This is a genomic window from Wukongibacter baidiensis (assembly GCF_050888315.1).
In the GTDB taxonomy this organism is placed as follows: domain Bacteria; phylum Bacillota; class Clostridia; order Peptostreptococcales; family Caminicellaceae; genus Wukongibacter; species Wukongibacter baidiensis.
On the sequence record NZ_CP138202.1, the window covers coordinates 3,764,274 to 3,790,216 of the forward strand.

Sequence of the window (25,943 nt, forward strand, 5' to 3'; positions counted from 1 at the left end):
GCGAAATTAAACTCATGAGGAACCATGAAAAATAATTTGAAATTTTGGAGGGTAATAATGAAAAACATTAATTTGGATTATTCAAATGCATTTACAAAGAACCATGAAATGGAATATTTAAAGGAGTCTGTTTTAGAGGCTCATAAAATGCTTCAAAATAAAACTGGAGCAGGAAATGACTTTTTAGGCTGGATTGATTACCCAGTAAACTACGATACAGAAGAGTTTGGAAGAATAAAAAAGGCTGCTGAAAAAATAAGAAGCAACTCGGAAGTATTCATAGTAATAGGAATAGGCGGCTCATACTTGGGAGCAAGAGCAGCTATTGAAGCACTTTCGCATTCCTTTTATAACATGTTGGCAAGGGATAAGAAGAATGGACCTGAAGTTTACTTTGTTGGTAATAATATAAGTGGAACTTACTTAAAACACTTATTTGATGCTATTGAAGGTAAGGATATCAGCATAAATGTAATATCTAAATCTGGAACAACAACAGAACCAGCAATTGCCTTTAGAGCTATAAAGGCATATATGGAAGAGAAATACGGTAAGGATGGCGCAAAGGAAAGAATATATGCGACAACTGATAAGAGCAAGGGTGCCTTAAGAGAATTATCTAATAAGGAAGGATACGAGACTTTTGTTATACCAGATGACGTAGGCGGAAGATTTTCGATATTTACTCCCGTTGGAATGCTTCCAATAGCAGTAGCTGGAATTGATATAGATAGTATGATTGAAGGTGCTAAGGCAGGAAGAGAAGAGTACATGGAGGAAGACTTTGATAAAAATCCTTGTTATCAATATGCAGCTATAAGAAATGTACTTTACAACAAAGGAAAAATGATAGAGGTGTTAGTAAATTATGAACCATCACTTCACTACATATCAGAATGGTGGAAGCAGCTTTATGGCGAAAGTGAAGGAAAGGATGGAAAGGGGATATTCCCAGCGGCAGTAGATTTTTCAACTGACCTTCACTCAATGGGTCAATATTTACAGGATGGAAGAAGACATTTATTTGAAACAGTTCTAAATATAGAAAGCCCGAAGGAAGATATTGAGATTGTAGAGGATGAAGCCAATCTTGATAATTTAAACTATCTAAGTGGAAAGACTATGGATTTCGTTAACAAAAATGCTTTTACTGGAACACTTCTTGCTCATGTAGATGGAGGTGTGCCAAATATAATAATCAATATACCAGAGATGAATGAATACTATTTTGGAAAGTTAATATATTTCTTTGAGAAGGCTTGTGGAATAAGCGGATATCTTTTAGGCGTAAACCCATTTGATCAACCAGGGGTTGAAAGCTATAAGAAAAATATGTTTGCACTTCTTGGAAAACCTGGATTTGAATCTCTCAGGGAAGAATTAATGCAAAGAATATAAATAGATCAGAAAAAGTCACTTGAAAATTAAAATTTTTAAGTGGCTTTTTTTATAATACATGAATAATTTAGGTTTATGTATAAACAAATATTCATTGGATTTGAGAGTTTTGGGCATGTATGAGTTAATAGTCCTACTTGAATCTCTGTAATTGTGGATAAACATAAAAATCCTTGTAAACTAGTAGCAAACTATATAATACACAAAAAAAATAAGGTTGAAATTTAACTTATTCACAATTTTTCCACAATTCTGTCGAATACATATGGTATTTGATAACTTTATCAACAACTACATAATGTGTTTTTAGCCGATGCAATCTACATGAAAAGACAAAACTAGAAGAAATAGTACAAAAGAACTAAGATTTCGATGAAGGAAAAATCAAATAAATATAGAATAGATATATGTAACAGAAATTAAGAGGAATGGTGAGCTATGGATATATTAAAAACATCACTTAGGATAGTATTTTTAGTATTGTTATGTATTCCAATTATATATATAGAATATTACATTATAAAAACTACTATGTCGGATGTAATGAAACTAAAGAAAAAGTCATCCAAAACTAATAATACCATAAATAACCATTATGGAAAAGAGTATATGAAGATTGCAAAATAATCTACATTAATTATGTATGTAGATTATTTTTTTTTGAGGTCTTTTTTTGAAGAAAAATCTGGTCCAAACAAAGGGACTTGATGTTTGTAAATCTTTATTCGGGAGTATTTCCTCCAGAAAAAATTTACCCTACATCTTAGTAAAAAAGATACTATCCAAAAATGGAAAACTGAGGGTCTCCATTTTTATTGTAATTATCAATGAATAATGATAATATGATAGTATCAAATTAAGTAGGGAGTTTTTCTATGTCACCGATACTTAAACAGACTGTAAAGAATAAGAACATAAGCTTTTGGAAGATATTAGCTATGATTATTATATCGGTTATAGTAACGAATATAGCTACTGATATTTTTAGTAGATATGGAGCTTCATTTGGAAGCTTAGCAGCACTAGGAGCTCTCTTACTATGCAGTACTATTTGTGGAAGGATAATATACAAAAATTTAGCTTATTATAACTATAGGATAATTGAAGATGAATTAATGGTAGAAAGAGTTATAGGAAGGGCAAATCATATATTTTTTCATATTAAACCAAAGGATATTAAATATATAAAGCCATATAAAGAGTTAAATGATCATGATAAAGAAATAAGAGAATATAAATTTGTTACAGGAAATAACAAAAATAATTGGTATGTAGTAGAGTTTTTGAAAGATGGTAGGCTATGTAGAGTCATATTAGAACCGAACGAAGCATTTTTAAGTGCATTAAATCGCAACCTTGAAAAAATTGAAGAAAATAAAGGGCTGTCTCACAAAGACATCTCATAAGTTCAGCCCAGAGTTTCAAGGGGTTGAAATTCAGGCGGTTTGGCTAGTTGTATAGAATTCTTAGTAAAACTCAATTTATAAAGGTACAAATACTCAGAGTTCCTAAGAGTTTTGTACCTTTATAAGTTGAAGTTTCTACTTGAATCTCTATAGTATACGTGCCAAGTCGCCTGAATTTTAGATAACGCATAAATTCGTCATCCTGAGACACTCTACTATAATCATATTAAACCTTTAATTGTATATCATCAACTTCTTTAGAAAACTCTTCTCTGACTGCCTTTATGTCATTTTCACTTATGTCAAACAAATAAGCAATCTCCGAATCGCTTTTGTAGGCAGAGTATATATAAATAAAATCTTTTAAAGTAGTTATTGGAGTATAACCTTTCATTTACACCCTCCTTTAAGATATAATGAGAACATATAAAAAATGATACCTAGATTAGATATATAGGGTTTAAATAGTGAAACTTAATTTATGCATATATGACTACTTAATGGTTTAGAAGACTTTTGATATGTATAAATTAATAGTTGTAATTGAACCTTTACAGCATAATTATAAGTGTGAAAGGATTATTCCACCTATTAAGATTATTCCCAAATCTTACAAAAAAATTGCAATATTTTAAATATTTGTGAAACTACTTGAAAGGAAGGGAAAATTTATTGAAAAGGCCCATAATATTTAATGAATTATTAAAGCTTTCAAAAAGAAATATGGTTTCATTTCATGTTCCAGGACATAAAAATGGGAAAATTTTCGAAAAATATAATTTGAATATTAATAATAACATCGGTCAGTTTGATATAACAGAAATACCGGGATCAGATAATTTACATGCTCCAGAGGGTATAATAAAAGAAGCACAGAAAAGAGCTGAGGCATTTTATGGAGGAGATCATACATTCTTCTTAGTAAATGGTACTACATGCGGTATTATATCTATGATAATGGCCGTGACAAATCCTGGTGATAAGATAATAGTACAAAGGGATTGCCATAGATCAGTTGTTAGCGGAATGATACTTGGAGGGGTGACTCCGATCTATGTTAAACCACAGGTGGATTCAAGTTTATTACTAAGTATGGCAGTTACTCCAGAGTCAATTGAAGAGGCTATTAAGGAGAACCCCGATGCAAAGGCAGTTATTATAACATATCCAAATTATTATGGAATATGTAGTGATATAGAAAAGATAGTTCAGACGGTACACAGATACAATAAAATACTGATTGTAGATGAAGCCCATGGTTCCCATCTTAAGTTAAGCGATAAGCTTCCCATATCGGCTTTAGATGCAGGTGCGGACATGGTCGTACAGAGTACTCACAAGACATTACCTTCCTTTACCCAGAGCTCTATGCTACATGTTAGAGATGGAAGAGTAGACATCGATAAGCTTAAGGTCATGCTAACATTAAATCAAAGCAGCAGTCCATCCTATCTGCTCATGGCATCACTTGATATGGCCATGACCATATTAGTGCAAGAAGGAAATTTCTTGATGGAGAAGCTTATTAAAAGTATTAATGATTTTACAAAAGAAATTGAAGAAATAGAAGGGTTAAGCCTAGTTTCTAAAGAACTTATAGGAAAATATGGTGTAAAGGATATAGACGTAACTAAGCTAACGATTAATATGAAAAGTTTAGGGATAGAGGGTACTAGACTGGAAGAAATATTAAGGAAAAAGTACAATATACAGGTTGAAATGGCCGATATATATAATGTATTAGCAGTTACATCTATAGCCAATGATAGGAATGATCTTAGTAGGCTTTCTAGGGCTTTAAGATCGATACATGATGATAAAAAGATTCCCCATAGAAAGACTGAACTTCCTGAGTTTAGTTTTGAAATACCTAAGATGAGAGTTTTACCTAGAGAAGCTGTGTACAGCGGGAAAAAAAGTGTAGAGCTTGCACAGAGCCGTGGAAGGATTAGTGGAGAATATATTATACCATATCCACCAGGGATTCCCCTTATTTGCCCTGGTGAGGTAATCAGCGAAGAAATAATTGAATATGTGCAGATATTAAAGAATTTAGGAATAAGTGTAATTGGAACAAGTGATGAGTCTTTAAATACTATAAAAGTAATAGAATAGAGCAGAGAGAGGGATATTATGAAAGGAATATTCATAACCTTTGAAGGACCAGATGGATCAGGCAAAACTACACAGATAAAGTTATTAGAAAAATATTTTAAAGAGAAGGGTTATGATATATTAATCACTAGAGAGCCCGGTGGAACCAATATAAGTGAACAAATTCGTTCGGTTATATTGGATAAGAACAATACTGAGATGGACAATGTAACAGAGGCATTGCTTTATGCAGCATCAAGAGCACAGCATGTTGCAGAGCTTATAAAACCTGCCCTTATAGAAGGGAAAGCTATAATTTGTGATAGATTTGTAGATTCTAGTATAGTGTACCAAGGTATAGGAAGAAACTTAGGCATAGATTTTGTTAAAGAAATTAATGATATGGCTATTAGAGGAACACAGCCCGATATAACCTTCCTTTTGAAGGTATCTCCGAAAGTGGGATTAAGTAGAAGATATTCATCAGACGAATGTGACAGACTAGATATGGAGAAGCTTGATTTTCATGATCAAGTTTACCAAGGATACCTTGAACTTGAAAAGCTATATCCCGAAAGAATAATTGGTATTGATGCCAGCAATTCAATTGAAGAAATCCATAGGGATATAATCAATATTGTTGGTAAAAAATTAAAATTATAGTAATAATCTTAGGTAATGAGTAGATTTCACAAAGATCTTTATTAGAATGATAAAGAAAGGGGAATGGAAATGAAACTTGTTATTGCTATAGTCCATGATGAGGACTCACATAGACTACTTGAGAAATTAACTGAAGCTAATTTTGGAGTTACAAAGCTGGCTTCAACAGGAGGTTTTTTAAGATCTGGAAACACCACTCTTTTAGTGGGGGTTGAAAAAGAAAAGACTGATGAAGTAATAGGTATAATAAAAGATGTATGTAAAACTCGAAAGGAAATAACGACGACATCGCCAATGATAGCAGATAATTCTAACTATATTCCCATTCCTATCGAGGTAGTAGTTGGAGGAGCTACAATATTTGTTGTTGACATAGAACGTTTTGAAAAAGTATAAGGAAATATAGAGATTCTAGTACAACTATTAACTTCTATACATCTAAAACTATGAGACACATCAAGTATTTGGAGATGTATAAGCTTTGCTATAGGAACTCTATGGTCTAGAAAGGAACATAAACTATGGGCTTTGAAAAAATTATAGGACACGATAATATAATAAGCTTTCTTAAAACAGCAATAAAAAATGACAAGCTTGCCCATGCATATATTTTTGAAGGACAAGAGGGTATTGGTAAAAAATTGATAGCAGTAGAATTTGCAAAGGCCATAAACTGTAAAAGTGGAGCCTTTGGTTGTGAAACTTGTTCTTCCTGTGTAAAGGTAAATAATGATAATCACCCTGATATATATACAATAAAACCCGATGGAAATAGTATAAAGAATAAGCAAATTGAAGAGTTTCAGAACAATATTCTTTTAAAACCCTATGAAAGTAATAAAAAAGTATTTATTATAGAGTCAGCAGGTACTATGACTGTAAGTGCACAAAATAGATTGCTAAAAATACTAGAAGAACCACCAAGTTATGGTATAATTATTCTTATTACTCAGAATCTTCATGGGCTTCTTCCTACTATAAGATCAAGAAGTCAAATAATAAAATTCAATAAAATCTCAAAAAAGTTAATAGAAGAGTACCTTATTGAAAATTATAATATTGAGGATACAGATTTAGCTATACTTTCAGGATTTTCTGATGGATCACTGGGAAAAGCAATTAACCTATATGAATCCGAGGAATTTAAAAATAGAAGAGAGACAACGCTAGATATAATCGACGAGGTAATACGAGGAGATAAATTAAAGCTTTTAGATTATGTAGATTTTTTTGAAAAGAATAAAGAGTATATCAGTGAAATATTAGACTTCTTTACAATTTGGTTTAGAGATTTACTACTATTAGCAGAGACTGGAGAAGATAAATATTTATTTAATATAGATAAAATAGATATTTTGGATACCCATGTAAATACAGTATCATATGAAGCAATTTCAAAATCCATAGGTATTGTTGGAAATACTAGAAAAAATATAGATGCAAATGTGAATTTTAGTCTAAGCATTGAGACGATGCTCTTGAATTTACAGGAGGCGGTATAATCATGGTAAAAGTTATTGGAGTAAGATTCAAAAAAGCAGGAAAAATATATTATTTTGATCCCGATGAGATAGATGTAAAAAAAGATCAAAATGTTATTGTTGAGACAGCAAGAGGTATAGAATTTGGAGAGGTAGTAGTAGGATCAAAGGAGATTACTGAAGAAGAAATTGTTGCTCCTCTAAAAAAGGTATTAAGAATTGCTACGCTTGAAGATGAAATTATAAATAAAGAGAATAAAGAAAAGCAGACGAAAGCATTTGAAATATGCTTAGAAAAAATAGAAGAACATGGTCTCGAAATGAAGCTTATCGATGTGGAATATACATTTGATAATAACAAGGTTATATTTTATTTTACTGCAGATGGTAGAGTAGATTTTAGAGAACTTGTTAAAGATCTAGCATCTATATTTAGAACGAGGATAGAGCTTAGACAGATTGGTGTTAGAGATGAAGCAAAAATGATAGGTGGAATAGGACCTTGTGGAGTTAGTTTATGTTGTTCGACTTGGCTTGGCGAATTTGATCCCGTTTCTATAAAAATGGCAAAGGAACAAAATCTATCACTTAATCCTACAAAAATTTCTGGTATTTGCGGCAGACTTATGTGTTGTTTGAGGTATGAATATGAAAGCTATACTCACTTAAGAAAGGGATTGCCTAACCAAGGAGAAAGAATAACGACTCCTGAAGGCCCCGCTATAGTTATGAATAATAATGTATTGCTTGAATCCGTTAAAGTTAGGCTAATAATCAAAGAGGATAAGGCAAAAAATATTATGAATCTAAGCGATGATATTTATATATTCCATAAAAAAGAGGTAAAAAGAATATATGAAAAAAAGGGTGAAGCAGAGGCAAAAGGAACTGAGGATATAAAAGATACGAAAGACTAGAAATGAAAAAAGTAATTTCCTACTAGAGAGTTCCAAGTAAATCTTAATTTATACATCTCAAAATATCCGATGATTCTGGGGATTTTTGATATGTATAAATTAAAGTTTTGACTGGAATCTCTGTATGTGTTATAAAAAAATAATAAAAAACACACTAACTGGATATAATCTAATAAGAAAGCAAAAGATTATATTTCGGAGGTGAAACAAATTATGGCATATTCTATAAATGACAGTTGTATTAGTTGTGGTGCATGTGAGCCAGAATGCCCTGTTGATGTAATTAGTGCCGGTGACAATATATATGTTATTGATGCGTCTGGATGTATTGACTGCGGAGCTTGTGCTAATGTATGCCCAGTAGATGCACCGCATCCTGAATAATTATGATAAGAAAGAGAGTGTCTCAGAATGATGAATTTCTGAAACACCCTGGGGCTGTACTCATAGGATTTCTTTATGAGTCAGCCTCTTTTTGTTTTTTGAGAGAAAGCATCAAAATTAATCTTGAATATTATTTTAAATAATATATATTAAAGATAACCACTTTAAAAGTATTAACAAAACTCTTTGGAGATGATTAAATTGATAGAGCTCTTAAAACAACTTGTAAATAATTTGGGATATATCATAGTAATAGCATTTTTTATATCTAGAGTTAAGACCCTTAAACAAATAGTTTTAAAGGAGAAATTAGGAAGGCTTGAAATAATAATTTTTTCATTAATGTTTGGCGCCTTTGGAATACTGGGAACATATATAGGAATTGACGTTAGAGGTGCAATAGCTAATACAAGAAATATCGGAGTTATGGTTGGAGGAATTCTATGTGGACCCTTTGTTGGAGTAGTTGCAGGTATTATCGCAGGACTCCATAGAATAGCTATAGATATTGGTGGAATTACCGCATTGCCCTGTGCAATAGCAACTGTTGCAGGAGGATATTTATCGGGGTTAATCTATAAAAAGTCAAGTGTGGAAAATCGGTGGATTTATGGACTAGTTGGAGGGATAATAGTAGAAAGTCTAAGTATGGGCCTAATTTTACTTCTTTCAAAGCCCTTCCATATAGCATTTTTAATAGTAAAACAGATATATATTCCCATGGTGATAGCAAATGCAGGAGGAATAGCCATAGTCATATTGATAACTGAGAATATTTTTGAGGCTAAAGAGGAAATTGCAGCTAAGCAGGCTAGGGTTGTATTACAGATAGCCAATAAGACCTTACCTTATTTTAGAGAAGTTACAAGGGAATCACTAAAGAATGTATGTATGATTATAAAGGATTCTGTTGAGGCAGATGCCGTTGCCATAACAGATACAGAATATATCTTGGCCCACGTTGGAATAGGAGAAGATCATCATATCGAGGGAAGCAAGTTTCTTACAAAGGCAACGGAAGAAGTAATTGAAAAGGGAGAAATCTTAATATTAAATAATCCTCAGTCTATAGAGTGCAAGAATGATACTTGCTCAATAAAATCTGCAATAGTTGTCCCCTTGAAGGACAAGGAAGAGGTTATAGGTACTCTCAAAATCTATTATAGAATTGAAAATGGAGTGACCTACAGAGACAAAACCTTGGCTGAAGGCCTATCACAGCTTATATCAACTCAACTTGAGCTAAGTAAACTTGAGAACTTGAAAAGTATGGCTAATAAAGCTGAAATAAAAGCTCTTCAAGCCCAAATAAATCCTCACTTTCTATTCAATGCTCTTCATACAATAGCATCATTTGTAAGGATGAATCCAAGTAAAGCCAGGGATCTAATAATAGACCTTTCTACCTACTTAAGATATAATATCGAAAAGGGTGATGAACTGGTAAGTATTGAAAGCGAACTCGAACAAGTAAAGGCCTATGTCAAAATTGAACAGGCTAGATATGGAGATAAGCTTAAGGTGATATATGATGTCGATAAGGACATAGATATAAAGGTACCAAGTCTAATAATCCAGCCATTAGTTGAAAATTCTATTAAACATGGGATATTAAAAGTCGATGAAAATGGAGTTGTAAAAATAGATATTAAGAAATATAAAGAAGATGATTTTGTTAAAATAACAATAGAGGATGATGGAGTCGGGATAGATGCTGAAGTTATAAGTGCCGTATATAATGATAGAATGAAGTGTAACAGAATAGGCTTAGCCAACGTACACAATAGATTAAAGCTGCTTTATGGAAAGGGACTGGAAATAGAAAGGCTAAAACAAGGGACTAGGATAAGCTTTATTGTCTGTAAAAAAGATTAGAGAGGTGTGACTGCATTGAGATGTATCATAGTAGATGATGAATATCCATCAAGGGAAGAACTCAAATACTTTATTAAAAATTATAGTGATATGGATATTGTTAAGGAATTTGATGATTCATTAGCTGCTTTGAAGTTTCTAGAAGGAAATAAGGTAGACTTGATATTCTTAGACATCAATATGCCAAACCTTGATGGAATGTGTCTTGGAAAAATTGTAAACAAATTTGAAGAGAAGCCTATCATAGTCTTTATTACAGCATATAAGGAATATGCTATTGAAGCCTTTGAAATAGAAGCAGCCGATTATATACTTAAACCATATTCGGAAGATCGTATTATAAATACAATAAAAAGAATTGAAAAAAACTATAGAGAAAATGAAAAACCAAGAAGAAATGAAAGTTCTTTAAATGAGAGAATTACTCTTTGGAGAAATGATAAGATGAAGGTAATAAATATTGAAGATATATGTTATTGTGAAGTTAAGGAAAGAGATACCATAGTTTATACAGCTAGTGAAGAATATATTGCTAATATGAGTATTTCAAGCTTTTATAATAAGCTTCCCGAGGAAAAGTTTTTTAGGAGTCATAGAGGATTCATAATAAATATTGATAAGGTAGTTGAGATAATTCCATGGTTTAACAATACCTACAATGTGAAACTGAGGGGTATGGAGGTCCAAATTCCCGTTAGTAGGAGTAAGATAAAGGCATTTAGGAAAATAATGAGGATATAGAGTTGTATTTAGAAACACGAAAAATCATTTCGTGTTATTTTTTTTGCACTTTATGAAGAAATTGTTACAAACCACGAGAATAATCGACAGAAAACTACAAAAATAACTTAAAATAAGTATTGCATAAACAATATTTCTAAAGGAGGACTTATATGGTTACTTTTATCACATCGATTATTGTCTTAATTCTAGGTTATTTCATTTATGGTAAGTTTGTGGAAAAGGTTTTCGGCATATCTGATTCTAAAGAAACTCCAGCAATTTCAATGGAAGATGGAGTAGACTACATTCCGATGAGTTGGCCAAGGATTTTCCTGATTCAGTTTTTGAATATTGCTGGACTGGGGCCAATTTTTGGAGCTATAGCAGGTGCGCTATGGGGGCCGGCAGCATTTTTATGGATAGTTTTCGGATGTATATTCGCAGGAGCTACACATGATTATTTTTCAGGAATGCTTTCAATAAGACATAAGGGAACAAGTGTATCAGAAATAGTAGGTATTTATCTTGGAAACAATGCCAAGCAGGTAATGAGGGTTTTCAGCGTTGTACTACTTATTTTGGTTGGTGTTGTATTCGTAAAGGGACCTGCGGGACTACTTAGTAATTTAACTGGTATGAATGCTACTATATGGGTTGGAATAATAATAGCCTATTACTTACTTGCAACGGTATTACCAGTTGATAAGCTTATCGGTAAGATTTATCCATTATTTGGAGCATCACTGCTTATTATGGCTGTAGGTATAGGGGTTGGAATTGTAGTTAAAGGATATACTATACCAGAAATGACTATAGCAAATCTTCATCCAAAGGGGACTTCAATCTTTCCATTTCTATTTATAACTATAGCATGTGGAGCAATTTCAGGATTCCATGCTACACAATCACCACTTATGGCTAGATGTGTAAGAAAGGAAAGTGAAGGTAGAAGAATATTCTATGGTTCAATGATTGCAGAGGGTATAATAGCTCTTATTTGGGCTGCGGCATCAATGGCATTTTTCGGAGGAACAGAAGGCCTTGCAGCTGCCCTTGGAAATGGTGGTCCAGCAGTGGCAGTAAATGAAATATCAGGAACACTTCTTGGGTCTGTAGGAGGAGTACTAGCTCTATTAGGTGTCGTTGCATGTCCAATAACATCTGGTGATACTGCATTTAGAAGTGCAAGATTAGTTATTGCAGACGCAATAAATTATAAGCAAGATAAAACTGGTAATAGATTCATGATAGCTATTCCATTATTTGTTATTGGTGTAGCCCTTACGCAGATAAACTTCGGTATAGTTTGGAGATATTTCTCATGGTCAAATCAAACACTTGCAATGATAGTTCTTTGGGCATCTGCAACATACCTTGCTAAGAGTGGAAAACTTCATTGGATTTGTACAATACCTGCAACATTTATGACAGGTGTTACAACGGCCTATATACTACAAGCTAAGGAAGGTTTTAAGCTTGCAGCCGGATTATCAAACTCTGTAGGTATATTAGCTGCAGTAGTGTGCTTAGGATTATTTATGGTTAAGGCTAAAAAGGGTTATAATATAGAGGAAGAGAAGATGACAGCATAAAATAATCATTTAGATATTTTACTACTATTGTGTCAATAAATGAGATTCGAGTTATAATAGTAAGAAATCAGGCAGCTAAACAGGCTGCCTTTTTGCTGTGTTAAGCAGGAAGCTATTAGTGCGATTGAATTTCTGTTTTTTACACTTTGAGAATGGGTATCATTATAGTATAATGATTGTATAACACGATACTAATGGGGGGTATATTTGATTGGAAAATAACATATCAACGATAGTAATATTATTGCAAGGGATGGCGTCCTTCTTATCACCGTGCATTGTGCCCTTAATGCCAATCTATTTAAGTTATTTGACAGGAGGGTCATTAGAAGAAATAGAGGCCGGTGGAAGAAGAAAGACCGTTTTAATCAATTCAATAGGATTTCTTCTAGGGTTAAGCTTGGTTTTCATAATACTTGGAGCTACTGCTACTGCTTTAGGAAGGTTTTTGTATTTCAATAATAATATAATTAGGAAAATTGGTGGGATAATAATTATAGTTTTTGGAATACACCATATAGGAATTATCAATTTAGGCTTCCTTAATATGGAGAGGAAATTTAATTTCAATGCTAAAACGCCGAAGTTTATTAATGCGGTAATATTAGGAATGGCATTTAGCTTTGGGTGGACACCTTGTATTGGACCAATTCTTAGCTCTGTACTTATGATGGCGGCTAGCTCAGAAACCTATACAAAAGCTATATATCTTCTTGTAATATATTCCCTAGGCTTTAGCATACCTTTTCTTGCGACTGCATTATCTTTAGATGTAATTCTCAAGAAGATTACCAACTTAGATAAGTATTTGAAGATAATTAAGGTTGCGAGTGGGATTTTACTTATAATAATGGGGATATTAGTATATACAAACAGCTTAAACACCCTTTCATCAATTTTTTCTTAAGAGTATAAACTTATAGAGATTCAAGTAGAGATCTACATTAAAAACAAAAAAAATTAAATGAGGTGTAATTTCATGAAAAAAGTATTTAGCTTATTACTAGTAGGATTGTTATCGGTAGTTTTGATTGCAGGATGCACAAATAAAGAAAATGTAGAAATTGATAAAGAGAAGGCTGCAACTGAAGAAGAAAAAAATATTGAAAAAACAGTTGAAATCGATGAAAATAATGAAGGAAAAACAGAGGAAGATGAAGAAGTAAAAGAAGGGATTTTTCCAGGAGATAAAGCCTATGATTTTACATTGCTTGATAGAGAAGGGAATGAAATAAGCCTTTCATCCTTAAAGGGTAAGGTAGTATTTTTGAACTTCTGGGCATCTTGGTGTGGACCTTGTAGAGCAGAAATGCCTCATATGCAAAAAGTACATGAAGAGTATAATGATGAAGATGTTGTGATACTGGCAGTAAATGTTACGGCTGTTGAAAAAAATGGTATTGAAGATGTTAACACCTACTTGGACGAGAACAAATTTACATTCCCTGTTTTATATGATAAAGATGGAGCAGTTGCTACGCAATATAGAGTAGGTGCTTTTCCGACGACATATATAATAAACAAAGAAGGAATTATTGTAAACTTTATAACAGGAGCAATGAGCGATGAAAGAATGAAAGCTCAAATAGAAGCAGCGAAGGAGTAAGAACAAGGAGAGATAACAATGGAGGAAGCTTTGCTTAAGGAAAATGAAAGAGTAGATGATTTACAATGCAAAGGACTTAAAATTATCCAGAACCCTAAGGGCTTTTGTTTTGGTGTAGACGCAGTACTTCTCAGCAATTTTTCTGAAATAAAAAGAGATGCCAAGGTAGTTGATTTAGGAACAGGAACGGGAATAATGCCTATTTTAATAGCCGGTAAAAGTAGTGCTAGTAAAATATATGGAATAGAGATTCAAGAGCAGGTTGCTGATATGGCAAAAAGAAGTATAAAGCTTAATGGACTAGATGATAGAATAGAGATAATAAACGAAGACCTCAAAAATATAGAAGAAATAATAGAGGTTAACTCAATAGATGTAGTTGTATCAAATCCACCATATATGAATCAAAATGGAGGCTTAAAAAATCCTGAGGATTTGAAGGCCATTTCAAGGCATGAGATAAAGTGTACACTAGAGGATGTTATAAAGGCAGCAGCGAGGCTTTTAAAGCATAATGGACACTTCTACTTAGTTCATAGACCCCATAGACTAGTGGATATTATGTGCCTATGTAGGCAGTATAAGCTTGAGCCAAAGAAGCTTATGTTTGTACATCCAAATAGAAATAAAAAGCCAAACCTGTTGTTGGTAAAATGCATAAAGGCTGCAAAGCCGGAACTTAAGTTGTTAGATCCATTATATGTTTATAATGAAGATGGTAGCTATACAGATGAAATTTACGAGATATATGGTAAGGAAAGTATTGAAAGCTAATATAGATTTGTGATAGAGAAGTTAAGTTTACGAGAGTAGTCACTGAGAACGAAGGAAAACTCAGAGTCTACTTTCGTTTATATAGTTTCTGAATTACATATAGAGAGTTCCAAGTAAATCTTAATTTATACATATAAAAATATCCGATATTTCTAGGGAATTTTGATGTGTGTAAATTAAAGTTTTGACTAGAATCTCTATATCTATAGACTAGATGGGAGTAAGGCTATGGAAACCAAAAGAGGAAAGTTATATGTATGTGCAACACCAATAGGAAATCTAGAGGATATAACTATAAGAGTTCTAAATACTCTAAAAGAGGTTGATTTAATAGCAGCTGAGGATACTAGGCATACCCTAAAGCTATTAAATCACTATGAGATAAAAAAACCTCTTACGAGTTATCATGAACATAATAAAGAAAAAAAAGGGATAGAGCTCATAAACAAGTTAATAGAAGGTGAAAACATTGCACTGGTTAGCGATGCAGGAATGCCTGGTATATCTGACCCTGGGGAAGATATGGTGAAGCTTTGTATAGAAAACTACATAGAAGTCGAAGTCTTACCTGGTGCTAGTGCAATAATAACTGCCTTGGTTGCTTCAGGATTATCTACAGAAAAGTTCTCATTTGAAGGATTTCTAGACAGAAACAAGAAAAGCAGACGTGAAAGGCTAAAAAAAATAAAGGGTGATGATAGAACATTGATTTTCTATGAATCCCCCCATAGATTAAAGGATACTCTCAAAGATATGAAAGAAGTCTTAGATGATAGATCGATAGTAGCGGCTAGAGAACTCACAAAAAAGTACGAGGAGCTTGTAAGAGGAAGTATATCTGATGTAATAAATCACTTTAAAGAAAATTCTCCAAAGGGAGAGTTTGTGATCTTGGTCGAAGGGAGTACCTCAGAAGAAAAGGAAGATGACAGCTTTGAGAATATTTCTATAGAGGAACATATACTATTGTATATTGATAAAGGCCTATCTAAAAAGGAAGCGGTAAAGGAAGTTGCGAAGGTAAGAAATATATCTAAAAGAGAGGTATATAAATATAGTATAGAAATATAATATGACAAATTAATACTCTTTCCTAGTCTTATAAAAGGAAAATGTACAACCTTTATAGAATAATATAATACTAGGGAGGGGATTAGATGAGATATAATAAGGATATGACTATTGCGGAAATATTGTTTACTAATCCTAATGTTCTTGAGGTTTTTAAGAAATATGGGCTTCACTGCCAACATTGTTTTGGAGCGGAGACAGAAACGCTTGAGATAGCATCGAGGGTAAATGGTATAAATTTAGAAGAAATACTTTTTGATCTAGAAAGTTTAGAATAAATAACAAGGGGCTGTCTCATAAAGGCATCTTATGAGTTCAGCCCCGGGGTGTTTCAGAAATTCGTCATTCTGAGACATACCCTCTTAAAAAAGAAAAGGCTTGTGGTCGATCACAAGCACTTTTACTATTTTGATTCTTTTAATTGCTCAACACAGTCTGGGCAGATATTTTTACCTTTGTAGTTGATGTTATCTCTAGCCTGTCCGCAGAAAATACATGCAGGTTCATATTTCTTTAAAATAATTTTACCACCGTCCACGAAAATTTCTAGCGCATCTTTTTCACCAATATTAAAAGTTTTTCTTAACTCTTTTGGTATAACAATTCTTCCTAGTTCGTCTACCTTTCTAACTATTCCTGTAGATTTCATCAAAATCATCCTCCTTTAGACATCGTTCGACATATTTCTCACTTTAAATAATACCATTACTACCAATAAAAGTCAACCTCTTAAATGCAATTTATTAGCATTAAATACATACTTTATTGCTAGTAATTTATGAGGATAATGGATATTATTGGTATAGGCGTTTGTATTAACGAGATTGACATGATTATTTAAAAAGTTTAAGATTAAAGAAAGTTGTATAGAATTCGACTTTTGAAAAATAAATGTAAGTATAAAGGGTTAAAATTCTATTATATGGAGTTCCAAGTAAATCTTAATTTATACATTATACATATTAAAATATCCGATGATTTTGGGGATTTTTAATGTGTATAAATTAAAGTTTTGACTGGAATGTCTATATTGACATATTAGTTGCCACTGTGAGAAACACAAAGTGCCAATGGTATCTTTGTTCAAATTTTGGCTTCATATGATTGGGAGTGAATAGGTTGGTTTTCACTAACGGATATATTGAAGAGATAAGTAAATTAACTGATAAAGATATATATTTAGTTGGAGGTTCAGTTAGAGACTACTTTATAAAAAAGGATATCTGGGATTTCGATATAGTAGCTAAAGGCGATGCGTCAAGTATTGCTGAGAACTTTGCAGGTTTAATGAAGGCTCAGGTTATACCTTTAGATAAAAAAAATAAGATCTTGAGAGTAGTAATAAATGATGATGATAAGAAAGTAACCTTTGATTTTTGCAGTATGAAGGGTAAGGACATATACGAGGATTTATCCAAAAGAGATTTTACAATGAATGCTCTAGCTGTAAAAATAGAAGGTGGGAACATAGACTTTGAACATGTGATTGATCCCTATAGCGGAGTAAATGATATAAGAAATACTGTAATAAGAGAAGTGACTGAAGAAATATTTGAAGAAGATCCTATAAGAATGCTAAGGGCAGTTAGATTTATGTCTCAGTTAAACTTTGACATATCCGATGCAATGTATGGACTCATAAAAAAGAATAGCAAAAGAATAAAAGAGATTCCAGGAGAAAAACTAAGTAATGAAATTTTTAAGATATTAGGGTTTAAGAGATCCTATTACTATTTTGGCTTTATGGATAAACATCTTGATATTCTCGGAGAGGTATTTCCAGAAATAGAGCCCATGAAGGAAGTCGGAAAGTGTAAATATCATGTTGTAGATGCTTGGACCCACTCTTTGCATACTATGAGAGTTCTTGAAAAAATCGTTTATGCCGAGGGTTACTTTGAAAAGCATCTTAGAAATGCCTATGAGGTTCATACCAATCAAATAGTTGTTAATGGACATACTAAGAGGCAACTTATGAAGCTTGCGGCACTATTTCATGATATTGGAAAACCAAAGGCTCGATGGATAGATGAAACTGGAAGAGTTAGATTTAGAGGACATGAAATAGTTGGTGCGGAAATAATGGCTAATATTTCTGAACGATTAGGTCTTAGTAAGAAAGAAAAAAGATATTTATGTAAAATTGTAAAGGAACATATGTGGCCCCTTACACTATATAAAACAAATGATGTAAGTGGAAGAGCCCTGTATGATTTATTTAAAAATTTTGGAGAAAGTACCTTAGATATAATTTTAATAGGACTTGCGGATATAATATCTACAAGACAGCTGCTAAAGCCACATGAAGAAATGGGTATGTATAAGGTCCATGCTGAATATCTTGCAAATAACTATCTCACAAGGTTCAAAGGACTACAGGATATATCTCATGTTATAAACGGAGACGATATTTTAGAAGAATTCAATATTGAAGATAATCGTATTATTGGAGATATACTTGACTCGGTTAAGAAAGCTATATTCTTCGGAGAGATCCCATTAGAAAGACAAAGGATAATGAAATACATTGAAGAGCATCTATAGCATAGCTTTGAAGGAGTTGTATAAATGAAGAGAACTATTATGGTAGATTTTGATGGAACCATTACAAAAAAAGATACCTGTGTAGCTGTAGCTAATGAGTTTTGTACAAAGGATTGGAAAGAATTAGATAAAGAATGGGCTGACGGAGACTTGACTACTAAGGCTTGTAGTGAGAAACTTTTCGGATTAATGGATTTTAATGAAAATAGCCTGAAAAGCTTTTTAGAAAGCATTGAAATTGATGATTACTTTTCAGAATTTATTAGGCTTTGTAGAGAAAAGGAATATAATATTTATGTAGTCAGTGATGGATTTGATTTTAACATAAACACTGTACTGGGAAAGCATGGGATAGATGATTTAGAGATTTACTGTAATAGCTTTTTGTTTGATGATTATGGCAAATATAATTTAGGATTTCCCCATGAATCTCAAAACTGTAAAAAATGTGGAACTTGTAAAACTGAAATTTATAATAGGTTGAAGCAAAACTCTGATGAAATCATATATATAGGTGATGGGTACTCTGATATGTGTGTGGCACCTAAGGCAGATACCTTATTTGCCAAAAGCTATTTGGCGAGGCATTGTGATGAAAAAGGTATAGAATATAAAAAATATGATAGCTTTAAAGATGTCATAGATTATGTGAAGGAATTATAAAAAGAGGATGTCTCAGAAATTTACTCATTCTGAAACACCCTGGGGCTGAACTCATAAGATGTTTTTATGAGACAGCCCCTTTTTTTAGAGAGCTATTTAAGCTGCCACAAGCCCTTTTTATTCTTTCTCGCTTCCTTTTCAAGATTAACAAAGGTCTGCTGATATTTTACATTAGGCTGGATGGTCATTACATTTCCATAGCCTTCTTTGAGTAAAATGGCATTAAACATATCTTCATTGAGTTTACCTTCCGAAGGATCCTTTAGCCATACATATCTTAGAAGTCGCCCGTATTTATCTTTATCACCTACATCTTTTTCGAAATAAACCATGCTGCCGAGTAACGAACGTTTTGTAAAGTTTGAAGCCTCTTTTCCGTAGGGTTGAGGATTGCCTTTATATTTTCCAGCACTTTCAGGAGTGTTTACCCCTATTAGTCTTACCTTTTCTTCTATACCATTTAAAACTACTACGATGGTATCTCCATCTACAACTCTTGTAACAAGAGCCTTTTCATAGTCTGAATCTACTAGGTTATTCCATATAGAATTATTGATTTCCTTAAAAAGATCAGCGGCCCGCTGTTTAATCTTTTTCAGTTCCTCATCGGTGATGATATTCTTTGCTTTATATATTAGGTCAGAAAAGCTTCTTTTAAAGCCTTCTTTATTCTCTGCTGTAAAAACTTTATCTATGCTAGATTTTATTCCCTGGATGCCATTCTTGAATACCGCAACATACTCTGATGTACCATTATCACTTTCAAAGGAAGAGTTGTCCTCGGAATTTGATACAAAAAAAAGAAAGATTAGACCTATAACTATAATAATAGAAAGTTTTTTCATGGTATCCTCCTGATGATAATAAAGAACTAGTAGAATCCCTGATTTTTTATGAATAATCAAGGATAAATAAAGTATACCAAACATTTGTACGTAATAAAAGCAGATAATAAAAACTTACGGACATAGATCCCTTTCGTTTTGATCTGATTTTTCTTCGAAAAATGACCTCAAAAAAAGAGAATCCTCTTTCAGGATTCTCCCAGATTGTTGACAAAGTCAACAAAATGACAGGCTGTTGAGAAAGCCGAAGTTCGAGGCGTGCTGAAAGCGAGAGACCGCAGCGTATATAGGCATACGTAAGGGTTCTTGATTGAAGCAACAACGAAGAAATTCGGGTTTGTCAACAGCCTGAGAGAATCCTCTTTCAGAATTCTCCAATTTCATATCTTAAATTACTCTACCTTTTTTAGGGAAGTTATTTTCCCAGAAATTCTTAATAAATATAGCCATTTGAATTATAGCAGTAATACCTGTAATTATACTGTCGGTGTCAGAAAGTGATTTTGCAGCAGCACCACTTTTCTCCGTTATCGTGTCGATAGTTTCTCTAACGGCTTTTACATCATGGGATACCTCACCGGTTATGGAATCGATATTCTTGGCTATTGAAGGTAATTCATTCAAGGTACCTTCGATATTTTCCTTATTATTACCAAGTATCTCCTGTACATCCTTCAAAGTATCGTTAAACCTCTTAAGAACTATTACTAAATAACAAATTAGAACTAATAAAGCAACCCATAATAGCATTAATCCTAAATCACTAAGTGTAAGAGTTATATTAGTCATGAAATCACTCCAATCTGAGTTTATCTTATGAATTATTATTTATTCGACAGAGAGGATTATTTTTCCTGCTTTTACATAGAGGTTCACATAGTATATCTATAAAGTATTTTCATTAGGCTCACTTTCTATAACCTCGACTGACGATTCTTCTTCTAGATCTCTTTTGGCAAATACTTGCTTAGCCTCGGCAACTTCCTTTCTCAGCCACTCAATTGATTGGGCAACTTCGTCGTTAATCTTACTTTTCATTTCGTTAAGGTCTTCTTCGATATTACTCTTTAGTTCAATAGCATTTTCTTGAATTTTTTTACGGGTATTTTCTCCAGAATCTGGAGCAGTTAATATAGCAGTTATGCCACCTAAGACCCCACCAACTATAGCTCCTATAGTAATTCCTTTTGAGAAGCCTTGCCTTCTGGCCTGTGCCTCTCTTCTTCTAATAAAATCAAACATAAAACGCCTCCTAAGCCTTATAGTAGTCATGCTACATTAAGACCTAAAACAAATTTTGCTGAAAGAATAAACGCTTCTACATTCTTTCAGTGAAATTTATTAAGCCTTAAACTAACATTACTAAGATTTTATTAAAATATATGCAACCTTTTGGAAAATAGTAGTTTTTGTCCTGATTTTTTAGCAAGATCGTTAGAAGGGAAATTTTATTGTTAATATTATATTATTAATGTGTATAATTATAATAGCATCTAGAGTTTGAAGTGAAAGGATAGACTTAAAGTAGCTTCAACTAAAAAATAGGAGGGTATAAATATGTTAAAGGATATTGCATATAACGAAATGTCGAAGGAAATGCTTGATCAGTTGAAAAAAGGAGCTTTTCTTACTGTAAAGGGTGATGACGAAATAAATACTATGACTATAGGCTGGGGCAGTATAGGTTTTATATGGAATAAGCCTATATTTATGGTAGCAGTACGTTATTCGAGATATACATACGAGCTCCTTGAAAAAACAGATGAATTCACTGTAAGTGTTCCACTTTCAAAGGATATGAAGAAAGAACTTGCTGTTTGCGGTACAAAATCAAAGAGAGAAATTGATAAATTCAAAGAATGCAATTTAACAGCTGAGAATGGTAAGGTAGTAGATACACCTATAATTGGTGAATGTGATCTCCACTATGAATGCAAGATAGTATATAAGCAAGCAATGGAACCTGGAATGATAGACAAGGGTATTAGAGATGCTAAATACTCTAATAATGATTTCCATGTACTTTACTATGGAGAGATAGTAGCGAGCTATATAAAAGAGTAGCCAGATTTGAGTTCAAAGTTCAGAGTTGCAAAAAAACAGGCGATTTAAAAGGCAAAGCCGAGGCTTTGCCTTTATTATATGCATTCAATGTTGAATAAGTATTTATATGTATTTGAAAAATATAATTATATTTTAAGTTCAAAAGAATGATTCGCAAACTTGTAATATGAAAGTTAGAATCTACTAACCAAGTTAATATCTATATACTAGGATAACCAACTCTAAATTTCTTATCATTTATCTTTATACTTCTAGCCTCAATAAACATAGAAGAGTTTAAAAGCTCAAGGGCAAAGTTTGGTAAAGAAATATCCTTTTCAGTTATTTCGTCCTCAGGACAATCCAAGTTAGCAAACTCGCCTACGCCATTTTCATAGTAACCTATTGAATTAAGCTTTGTATAATCAAAACAAGGGCTTGTGCTCAGATTTCCCTTTTCGTTTATGAAATAAAAAGAAAAAACTTCTTCAAAAATCAATTTTATATCATGGGCAGAGCTATCGTTGGCTTTAATATGTATAGATATCTTTTCCTTAGGAATATTTATATCAAATTTCTCAATAATACTCTGTCTCAAACTATCCAGAAGTGGTGAGAGTTTTGATTCTGTCAAATTATCACGTCCTTTCTAAGTCTATATAAGTTACGAAAAATCTATTACATTCTGGAGATTTACTATGCTCAGAAGAATTGGCATTCAAATCTTCTACGTGTGAAATAATCATAATATTAAATATATAGAGATTCAAGTCAAAACTTTAATTTATGCACATCAAAAATCCCCAGAAACGTCAGATATTTTGATATGTACAAATTAAGATTTACTTAGAACTCTCTATAACAAAAACTACTCACACTTATTTGTACCATAACGGAATACATAATTCAATAGAAAAATATTGTAGACCATGCCACTCTTTCCATAATATTTAATACCTAGTAATCATATAATTTTATAACTATATGAACTCTATAGGAAGGCGAATGGTTTGGAGGTAAAAATGATAAATGTTATTTGGTTTTTTATGATTGTTATTGGGATAGTTTTTGCAGCAATAAATGGAAAACTTGATATGATAAATGGAGTAGTGATAGAAAATACTGGTGATGCAGTTTCCTTTGCAATAGGGCTGACAGGAATAATGGCCACATGGCTTGGCCTTATGAGAATAGCAGAAAAATCGGGTTTGATAAAGAGTGTTGGAAGGGCTTTGAACCCCCTTATGAGACTAGTCTTTCCTGAGATACCAAAGAATCATCCTGCAAGTACTGCAATCGTCATGAATGTGGTTGCAAATATGTTTGGAGCTGGGAATTCTGCTACGGCCTTAGGTCTCAAGGCAATGGAGGAGCTGCAAAAGCTAAATAAAAAAAAGGATACAGCTACTAATGCCATGGCAATGTTTTTAGTAATCAATATGTCGTCGGTGCAGCTGATACCATTAACAGTATTAAAGGTAAGGTCTGATGCAGGATCTATAAATCCCACTGAAATAATAGCGACAACCTTAATAGCAACAGGAATATCGACTATAGTGGGGATTACAACTTGTAAACTAATGGGGAGGAAGTGAGTTTATGTATAGAGTATTAAGTATCATTTCAGTAACCTCTATTCCTCTTATGATAACTATAATATTAGTACATGGATATATTAAAGGGGTAAAGATATATGATACCTTCGTAGAGGGAGCTTCAGAGGGATTTAAAACTGCACTTAAGATAATGCCCTACCTAATCGCAATATTTTTAGCCATAGGTATTTTTAAGGAATCTGGTGCATTAGAGATGTTTTCAAATCTATTACTTATTCCTGGAAGATTAATTGGGCTTCCTAAGGAAATAATTCCACTAGTTCTTTTAAAGCCTATCTCTGGCAGTGGTTCCCTAGCTATGGTTAAGGACTTAGTAAATACCTATGGTCCAGATTCATTTGTGGGAAGGATCGCTTCAACAATGATGGGATCATCAGAAACAATATTTTATACTATGGCTATATACTTTGGAGCTGTAGGTATAAAAAAAGCAAGGCATACCTTGTTCTGTGCCATGATAGCTCATTTAGCAGGAGTAATTGCATCTGTTATGGTGTGTAAGTGGATTTTTTATTGATTGAGATGATTGCATAATTTTAACATGGCAGAATTGCATATGCGAATGTCATCCTTGATTTAATCTTTTAAAATAGAGCATATTTTGGTGGTATAGCTTTAGGGTTTTTAAGACTATATATAATAGAAAGTTTTTTAGGTGGTAATTATGCAATTTGCTCGATTGAATATGCAGCAATATAAAAGGTATAGTATAATGGTAATAGTTAACCATGAAATTATACAGATTAGCATATAATCAGAAGGAGTTTTAACTGTGTACATAAAAAATAGAATGGTGGATCATGATGAATAAGCTATTTCGCATATCTAACCCAATAAAGAGAATATCCATATCTACGCAATTATTTATAAACTACATATTCTTATTTATACTGCTAATATTAGTTTTAAGTTTCACTGTTTTTTATGGATTTAAGTATATGGCGAACTCCTTTGGTATATTTTATATGGATGCCTCCGACATATTAGAAAACATTGATACCTATGGACTACAACGAGCCTATGAAACATCAAATTTGCCCGAGGGATCATACATAGAAGTCCTAGATCAGGATCAGAAGGTGATAGACCAATATAAAAGCATACATGATGTTGGATATAAGTATTCCGATGAAGAATTTGATAAACTGACAATTAATAGTTATCAACATCTAATAGTGGGGATGAATGAAGAAAATGATAATATGCTACTCGTCTATAATCCAAAGTATCCGGAAAATGAAGAAAAAGCTGAGGCGTTAGCTCGTAGGATACTAATACAAACTATAATCCTTTTTATAGTTAGTATCTTTACAGTATTATTGATATATGCTAAATTCACATCTAAAACTATAGTTCGACCCATTAAAGAAATTTTAGAAGGGGTTAAAACCATTAGTCTGGGTGATTATTCTAAACGAATAAATTATAAGTCAAAAAGTGAACTTGGATACTTAATAGAGGCCATTAATCAAATGTCAGAAAAGATTGAGAAGGAGATAGGGCTTAGGGAAAAATCGGAAGACAATAGGAAAAGACTGATTCTAGATATATCTCATGATATCAAAACGCCCCTAACTAATATCCTTGGATATGCAGAAACCCTTCGCTTAAGCGACGATATAAGTAAGGAATCAAGGGATAATTATGTTGATATAATTATTTCAAATGGAAAGAAGGCCAATAATCTAATTCAGGACTTATTTGAACTATCCCATATAGAGAGTAGTAATAATTCAATCGCTATGGAGAGCTGTGACCTGAGCGAGTTTATAAGGAAAATATTATTGGACTATATTCCTGAACTGGAAGATAATGATATGTCCTTTGAATTCGATATACCTGATCAGAGGATTATGATAAAGATGAATGCTCAAAAGCTGGATAGGGCTATAAGCAACATTATAAATAATAGTATAAAGTACAGTGGGAAAGGTACTACCCTTAGGTTAGAGCTTAAGGACTTAGACAATAGAGCAGTCTTAATAATAGAGGATAGTGGAATAGGGATACCTATGGATTTGGCAAAGGATATATTTGAGCCCTTTGTAAGGGCAGATGTCTCTAGGAATTCCAAGACTGGAGGAACAGGTCTTGGATTAGGTATTACTAAGGCCATTATAGAAATGCATGGAGGAACAATCCATCTGGATACCTCTTATTTAGATGGCTGTAGATTCGTTATCTCCATACCCAAAGCAATGAATAATTTGAGTTAAAAACAAAAATACAAGACGGAGCATCTTAGATA

General features: G+C 32.9%; 28 protein-coding genes. 22 read left to right on the forward strand and 6 right to left on the reverse strand.

Annotation, left to right across the window (positions count from 1 at the left end; genetic code table 11):
* Positions 1–57 precede the first annotated feature (57 nt).
* Both R9X47_RS17020 and R9X47_RS17025 read left to right on the forward strand, forming a co-directional pair.
* A complete protein-coding gene (locus R9X47_RS17020; RefSeq protein ID WP_432662223.1) occupies positions 58–1,398 on the forward strand; it encodes a glucose-6-phosphate isomerase in 1,341 nt (446 codons plus the stop codon).
* Positions 1,399–2,273: 875 nt separating this feature from the next.
* Positions 2,274–2,804 carry a hypothetical protein gene (locus R9X47_RS17025; RefSeq protein ID WP_432662224.1) on the forward strand — a complete coding sequence of 177 codons (531 nt, stop codon included), beginning with the start codon at positions 2,274–2,276 and terminating at the stop codon, positions 2,802–2,804.
* A gap of 226 nt (positions 2,805–3,030) precedes the next feature.
* Here R9X47_RS17025 and R9X47_RS17030 read toward each other — a convergent pair whose 3' ends face one another.
* Positions 3,031–3,198 (reverse strand): hypothetical protein, encoded by a 168-nt coding sequence (locus R9X47_RS17030; protein ID WP_432662225.1) that lies wholly within the window; start codon positions 3,196–3,198, stop codon positions 3,031–3,033.
* A 278-nt stretch (positions 3,199–3,476) separates the two neighbouring features.
* Here R9X47_RS17030 and R9X47_RS17035 point away from each other — a divergent pair, with 278 nt between their 5' ends.
* The 14 genes from R9X47_RS17035 to R9X47_RS17100 all read left to right on the forward strand — a co-directional run bounded on the left by R9X47_RS17035 (position 3,477) and on the right by R9X47_RS17100 (position 16,262).
* Entirely contained in the window at positions 3,477–4,919 is a 1,443-nt protein-coding gene (locus tag R9X47_RS17035) for an aminotransferase class I/II-fold pyridoxal phosphate-dependent enzyme (RefSeq protein ID WP_432662226.1), read from the forward strand.
* A gap of 15 nt (positions 4,920–4,934) precedes the next feature.
* The gene (gene tmk / locus R9X47_RS17040; RefSeq protein WP_432667647.1) at positions 4,935–5,561 is read left to right on the forward strand and encodes a dTMP kinase; all 627 of its coding nucleotides are present in this window, start codon (positions 4,935–4,937) and stop codon (positions 5,559–5,561) included.
* 69 nt (positions 5,562–5,630) lie between these two features.
* Entirely contained in the window at positions 5,631–5,957 is a 327-nt protein-coding gene (locus R9X47_RS17045; RefSeq protein ID WP_432662227.1) for a cyclic-di-AMP receptor, read from the forward strand.
* Between the two features lie 125 nt (positions 5,958–6,082).
* Positions 6,083–7,063: a DNA polymerase III subunit delta' gene (gene holB / locus R9X47_RS17050; protein ID WP_432662228.1), complete on the forward strand. Its 981-nt coding sequence runs from the start codon at positions 6,083–6,085 to the stop codon at positions 7,061–7,063.
* 2 nt (positions 7,064–7,065) lie between these two features.
* Positions 7,066–7,959, forward strand: coding sequence for a PSP1 domain-containing protein (locus R9X47_RS17055; RefSeq protein WP_432662229.1), 894 nt, complete (start codon positions 7,066–7,068; stop codon positions 7,957–7,959).
* 213 nt (positions 7,960–8,172) lie between these two features.
* Positions 8,173–8,343, forward strand: coding sequence for a 4Fe-4S binding protein (locus R9X47_RS17060; protein WP_432662230.1), 171 nt, complete (start codon positions 8,173–8,175; stop codon positions 8,341–8,343).
* Between the two features lie 201 nt (positions 8,344–8,544).
* Positions 8,545–10,218: a LytS/YhcK type 5TM receptor domain-containing protein gene (locus tag R9X47_RS17065; protein WP_432662231.1), complete on the forward strand. Its 1,674-nt coding sequence runs from the start codon at positions 8,545–8,547 to the stop codon at positions 10,216–10,218.
* Positions 10,219–10,233: 15 nt separating this feature from the next.
* On the forward strand, positions 10,234–10,959 hold the full coding sequence (locus R9X47_RS17070) for a LytR/AlgR family response regulator transcription factor (protein ID WP_432662232.1): 726 nt from the start codon (positions 10,234–10,236) through the stop codon (positions 10,957–10,959).
* Between the two features lie 152 nt (positions 10,960–11,111).
* Positions 11,112–12,533 carry a carbon starvation CstA family protein gene (locus R9X47_RS17075; protein ID WP_432662233.1) on the forward strand — a complete coding sequence of 474 codons (1,422 nt, stop codon included), beginning with the start codon at positions 11,112–11,114 and terminating at the stop codon, positions 12,531–12,533.
* A gap of 211 nt (positions 12,534–12,744) precedes the next feature.
* Positions 12,745–13,440, forward strand: a complete 696-nt coding sequence (locus R9X47_RS17080) for a cytochrome c biogenesis CcdA family protein (RefSeq protein ID WP_432662234.1) — start codon at positions 12,745–12,747, stop codon at positions 13,438–13,440.
* 72 nt (positions 13,441–13,512) lie between these two features.
* A complete protein-coding gene (locus R9X47_RS17085; protein ID WP_432662235.1) occupies positions 13,513–14,139 on the forward strand; it encodes a TlpA disulfide reductase family protein in 627 nt (208 codons plus the stop codon).
* Between the two features lie 18 nt (positions 14,140–14,157).
* Positions 14,158–14,913: a tRNA1(Val) (adenine(37)-N6)-methyltransferase gene (locus R9X47_RS17090; RefSeq protein WP_432662236.1), complete on the forward strand. Its 756-nt coding sequence runs from the start codon at positions 14,158–14,160 to the stop codon at positions 14,911–14,913.
* Between the two features lie 228 nt (positions 14,914–15,141).
* Entirely contained in the window at positions 15,142–15,984 is an 843-nt protein-coding gene (gene rsmI, locus R9X47_RS17095) for a 16S rRNA (cytidine(1402)-2'-O)-methyltransferase (RefSeq protein WP_432662237.1), read from the forward strand.
* Positions 15,985–16,070: 86 nt separating this feature from the next.
* Positions 16,071–16,262, forward strand: a complete 192-nt coding sequence (locus R9X47_RS17100) for a DUF1858 domain-containing protein (RefSeq protein WP_432662238.1) — start codon at positions 16,071–16,073, stop codon at positions 16,260–16,262.
* A 125-nt stretch (positions 16,263–16,387) separates the two neighbouring features.
* Here R9X47_RS17100 and R9X47_RS17105 read toward each other — a convergent pair whose 3' ends face one another.
* On the reverse strand, positions 16,388–16,633 hold the full coding sequence (locus R9X47_RS17105; protein WP_432406311.1) for an AbrB/MazE/SpoVT family DNA-binding domain-containing protein: 246 nt from the start codon (positions 16,631–16,633) through the stop codon (positions 16,388–16,390).
* Positions 16,634–17,103: 470 nt separating this feature from the next.
* On the opposite strand from R9X47_RS17105, the gene R9X47_RS17110 reads away from it, so the two are divergent.
* A complete protein-coding gene (locus tag R9X47_RS17110) occupies positions 17,104–18,528 on the forward strand; it encodes an HD domain-containing protein (protein WP_432662239.1) in 1,425 nt (474 codons plus the stop codon).
* A gap of 24 nt (positions 18,529–18,552) precedes the next feature.
* Positions 18,553–19,191: an MtnX-like HAD-IB family phosphatase gene (locus R9X47_RS17115; protein WP_432662240.1), complete on the forward strand. Its 639-nt coding sequence runs from the start codon at positions 18,553–18,555 to the stop codon at positions 19,189–19,191.
* A 92-nt stretch (positions 19,192–19,283) separates the two neighbouring features.
* Here the strand turns inward: R9X47_RS17115 and R9X47_RS17120 are convergent, their stop codons facing one another.
* From R9X47_RS17120 to R9X47_RS17130, 3 genes are all read right to left on the reverse strand, one after another.
* On the reverse strand, positions 19,284–20,036 hold the full coding sequence (locus tag R9X47_RS17120) for a thermonuclease family protein (RefSeq protein ID WP_432662241.1): 753 nt from the start codon (positions 20,034–20,036) through the stop codon (positions 19,284–19,286).
* A 387-nt stretch (positions 20,037–20,423) separates the two neighbouring features.
* Positions 20,424–20,825 carry a DUF948 domain-containing protein gene (locus R9X47_RS17125; protein WP_432662242.1) on the reverse strand — a complete coding sequence of 134 codons (402 nt, stop codon included), beginning with the start codon at positions 20,823–20,825 and terminating at the stop codon, positions 20,424–20,426.
* Between the two features lie 96 nt (positions 20,826–20,921).
* Positions 20,922–21,278: a YtxH domain-containing protein gene (locus R9X47_RS17130; RefSeq protein WP_432662243.1), complete on the reverse strand. Its 357-nt coding sequence runs from the start codon at positions 21,276–21,278 to the stop codon at positions 20,922–20,924.
* Between the two features lie 315 nt (positions 21,279–21,593).
* On the opposite strand from R9X47_RS17130, the gene R9X47_RS17135 reads away from it, so the two are divergent.
* Positions 21,594–22,100 (forward strand): flavin reductase family protein, encoded by a 507-nt coding sequence (locus R9X47_RS17135; protein ID WP_432662244.1) that lies wholly within the window; start codon positions 21,594–21,596, stop codon positions 22,098–22,100.
* Positions 22,101–22,299: 199 nt separating this feature from the next.
* Here R9X47_RS17135 and R9X47_RS17140 read toward each other — a convergent pair whose 3' ends face one another.
* The gene (locus tag R9X47_RS17140; protein ID WP_432662245.1) at positions 22,300–22,713 is read right to left on the reverse strand and encodes a YxiG family protein; all 414 of its coding nucleotides are present in this window, start codon (positions 22,711–22,713) and stop codon (positions 22,300–22,302) included.
* Positions 22,714–23,101: 388 nt separating this feature from the next.
* Here R9X47_RS17140 and R9X47_RS17145 point away from each other — a divergent pair, with 388 nt between their 5' ends.
* The 3 genes from R9X47_RS17145 (at position 23,102) to R9X47_RS17155 (ending at position 25,911) form a co-directional block, all read left to right on the forward strand.
* Positions 23,102–23,674 carry a nucleoside recognition domain-containing protein gene (locus R9X47_RS17145; RefSeq protein WP_432662246.1) on the forward strand — a complete coding sequence of 191 codons (573 nt, stop codon included), beginning with the start codon at positions 23,102–23,104 and terminating at the stop codon, positions 23,672–23,674.
* Positions 23,675–23,678: 4 nt separating this feature from the next.
* Positions 23,679–24,212, forward strand: a complete 534-nt coding sequence (locus R9X47_RS17150) for a spore maturation protein (RefSeq protein WP_432662247.1) — start codon at positions 23,679–23,681, stop codon at positions 24,210–24,212.
* A gap of 421 nt (positions 24,213–24,633) precedes the next feature.
* Positions 24,634–25,911 carry an ATP-binding protein gene (locus R9X47_RS17155; protein WP_432662248.1) on the forward strand — a complete coding sequence of 426 codons (1,278 nt, stop codon included), beginning with the start codon at positions 24,634–24,636 and terminating at the stop codon, positions 25,909–25,911.
* Positions 25,912–25,943: the final 32 nt, after the last annotated feature.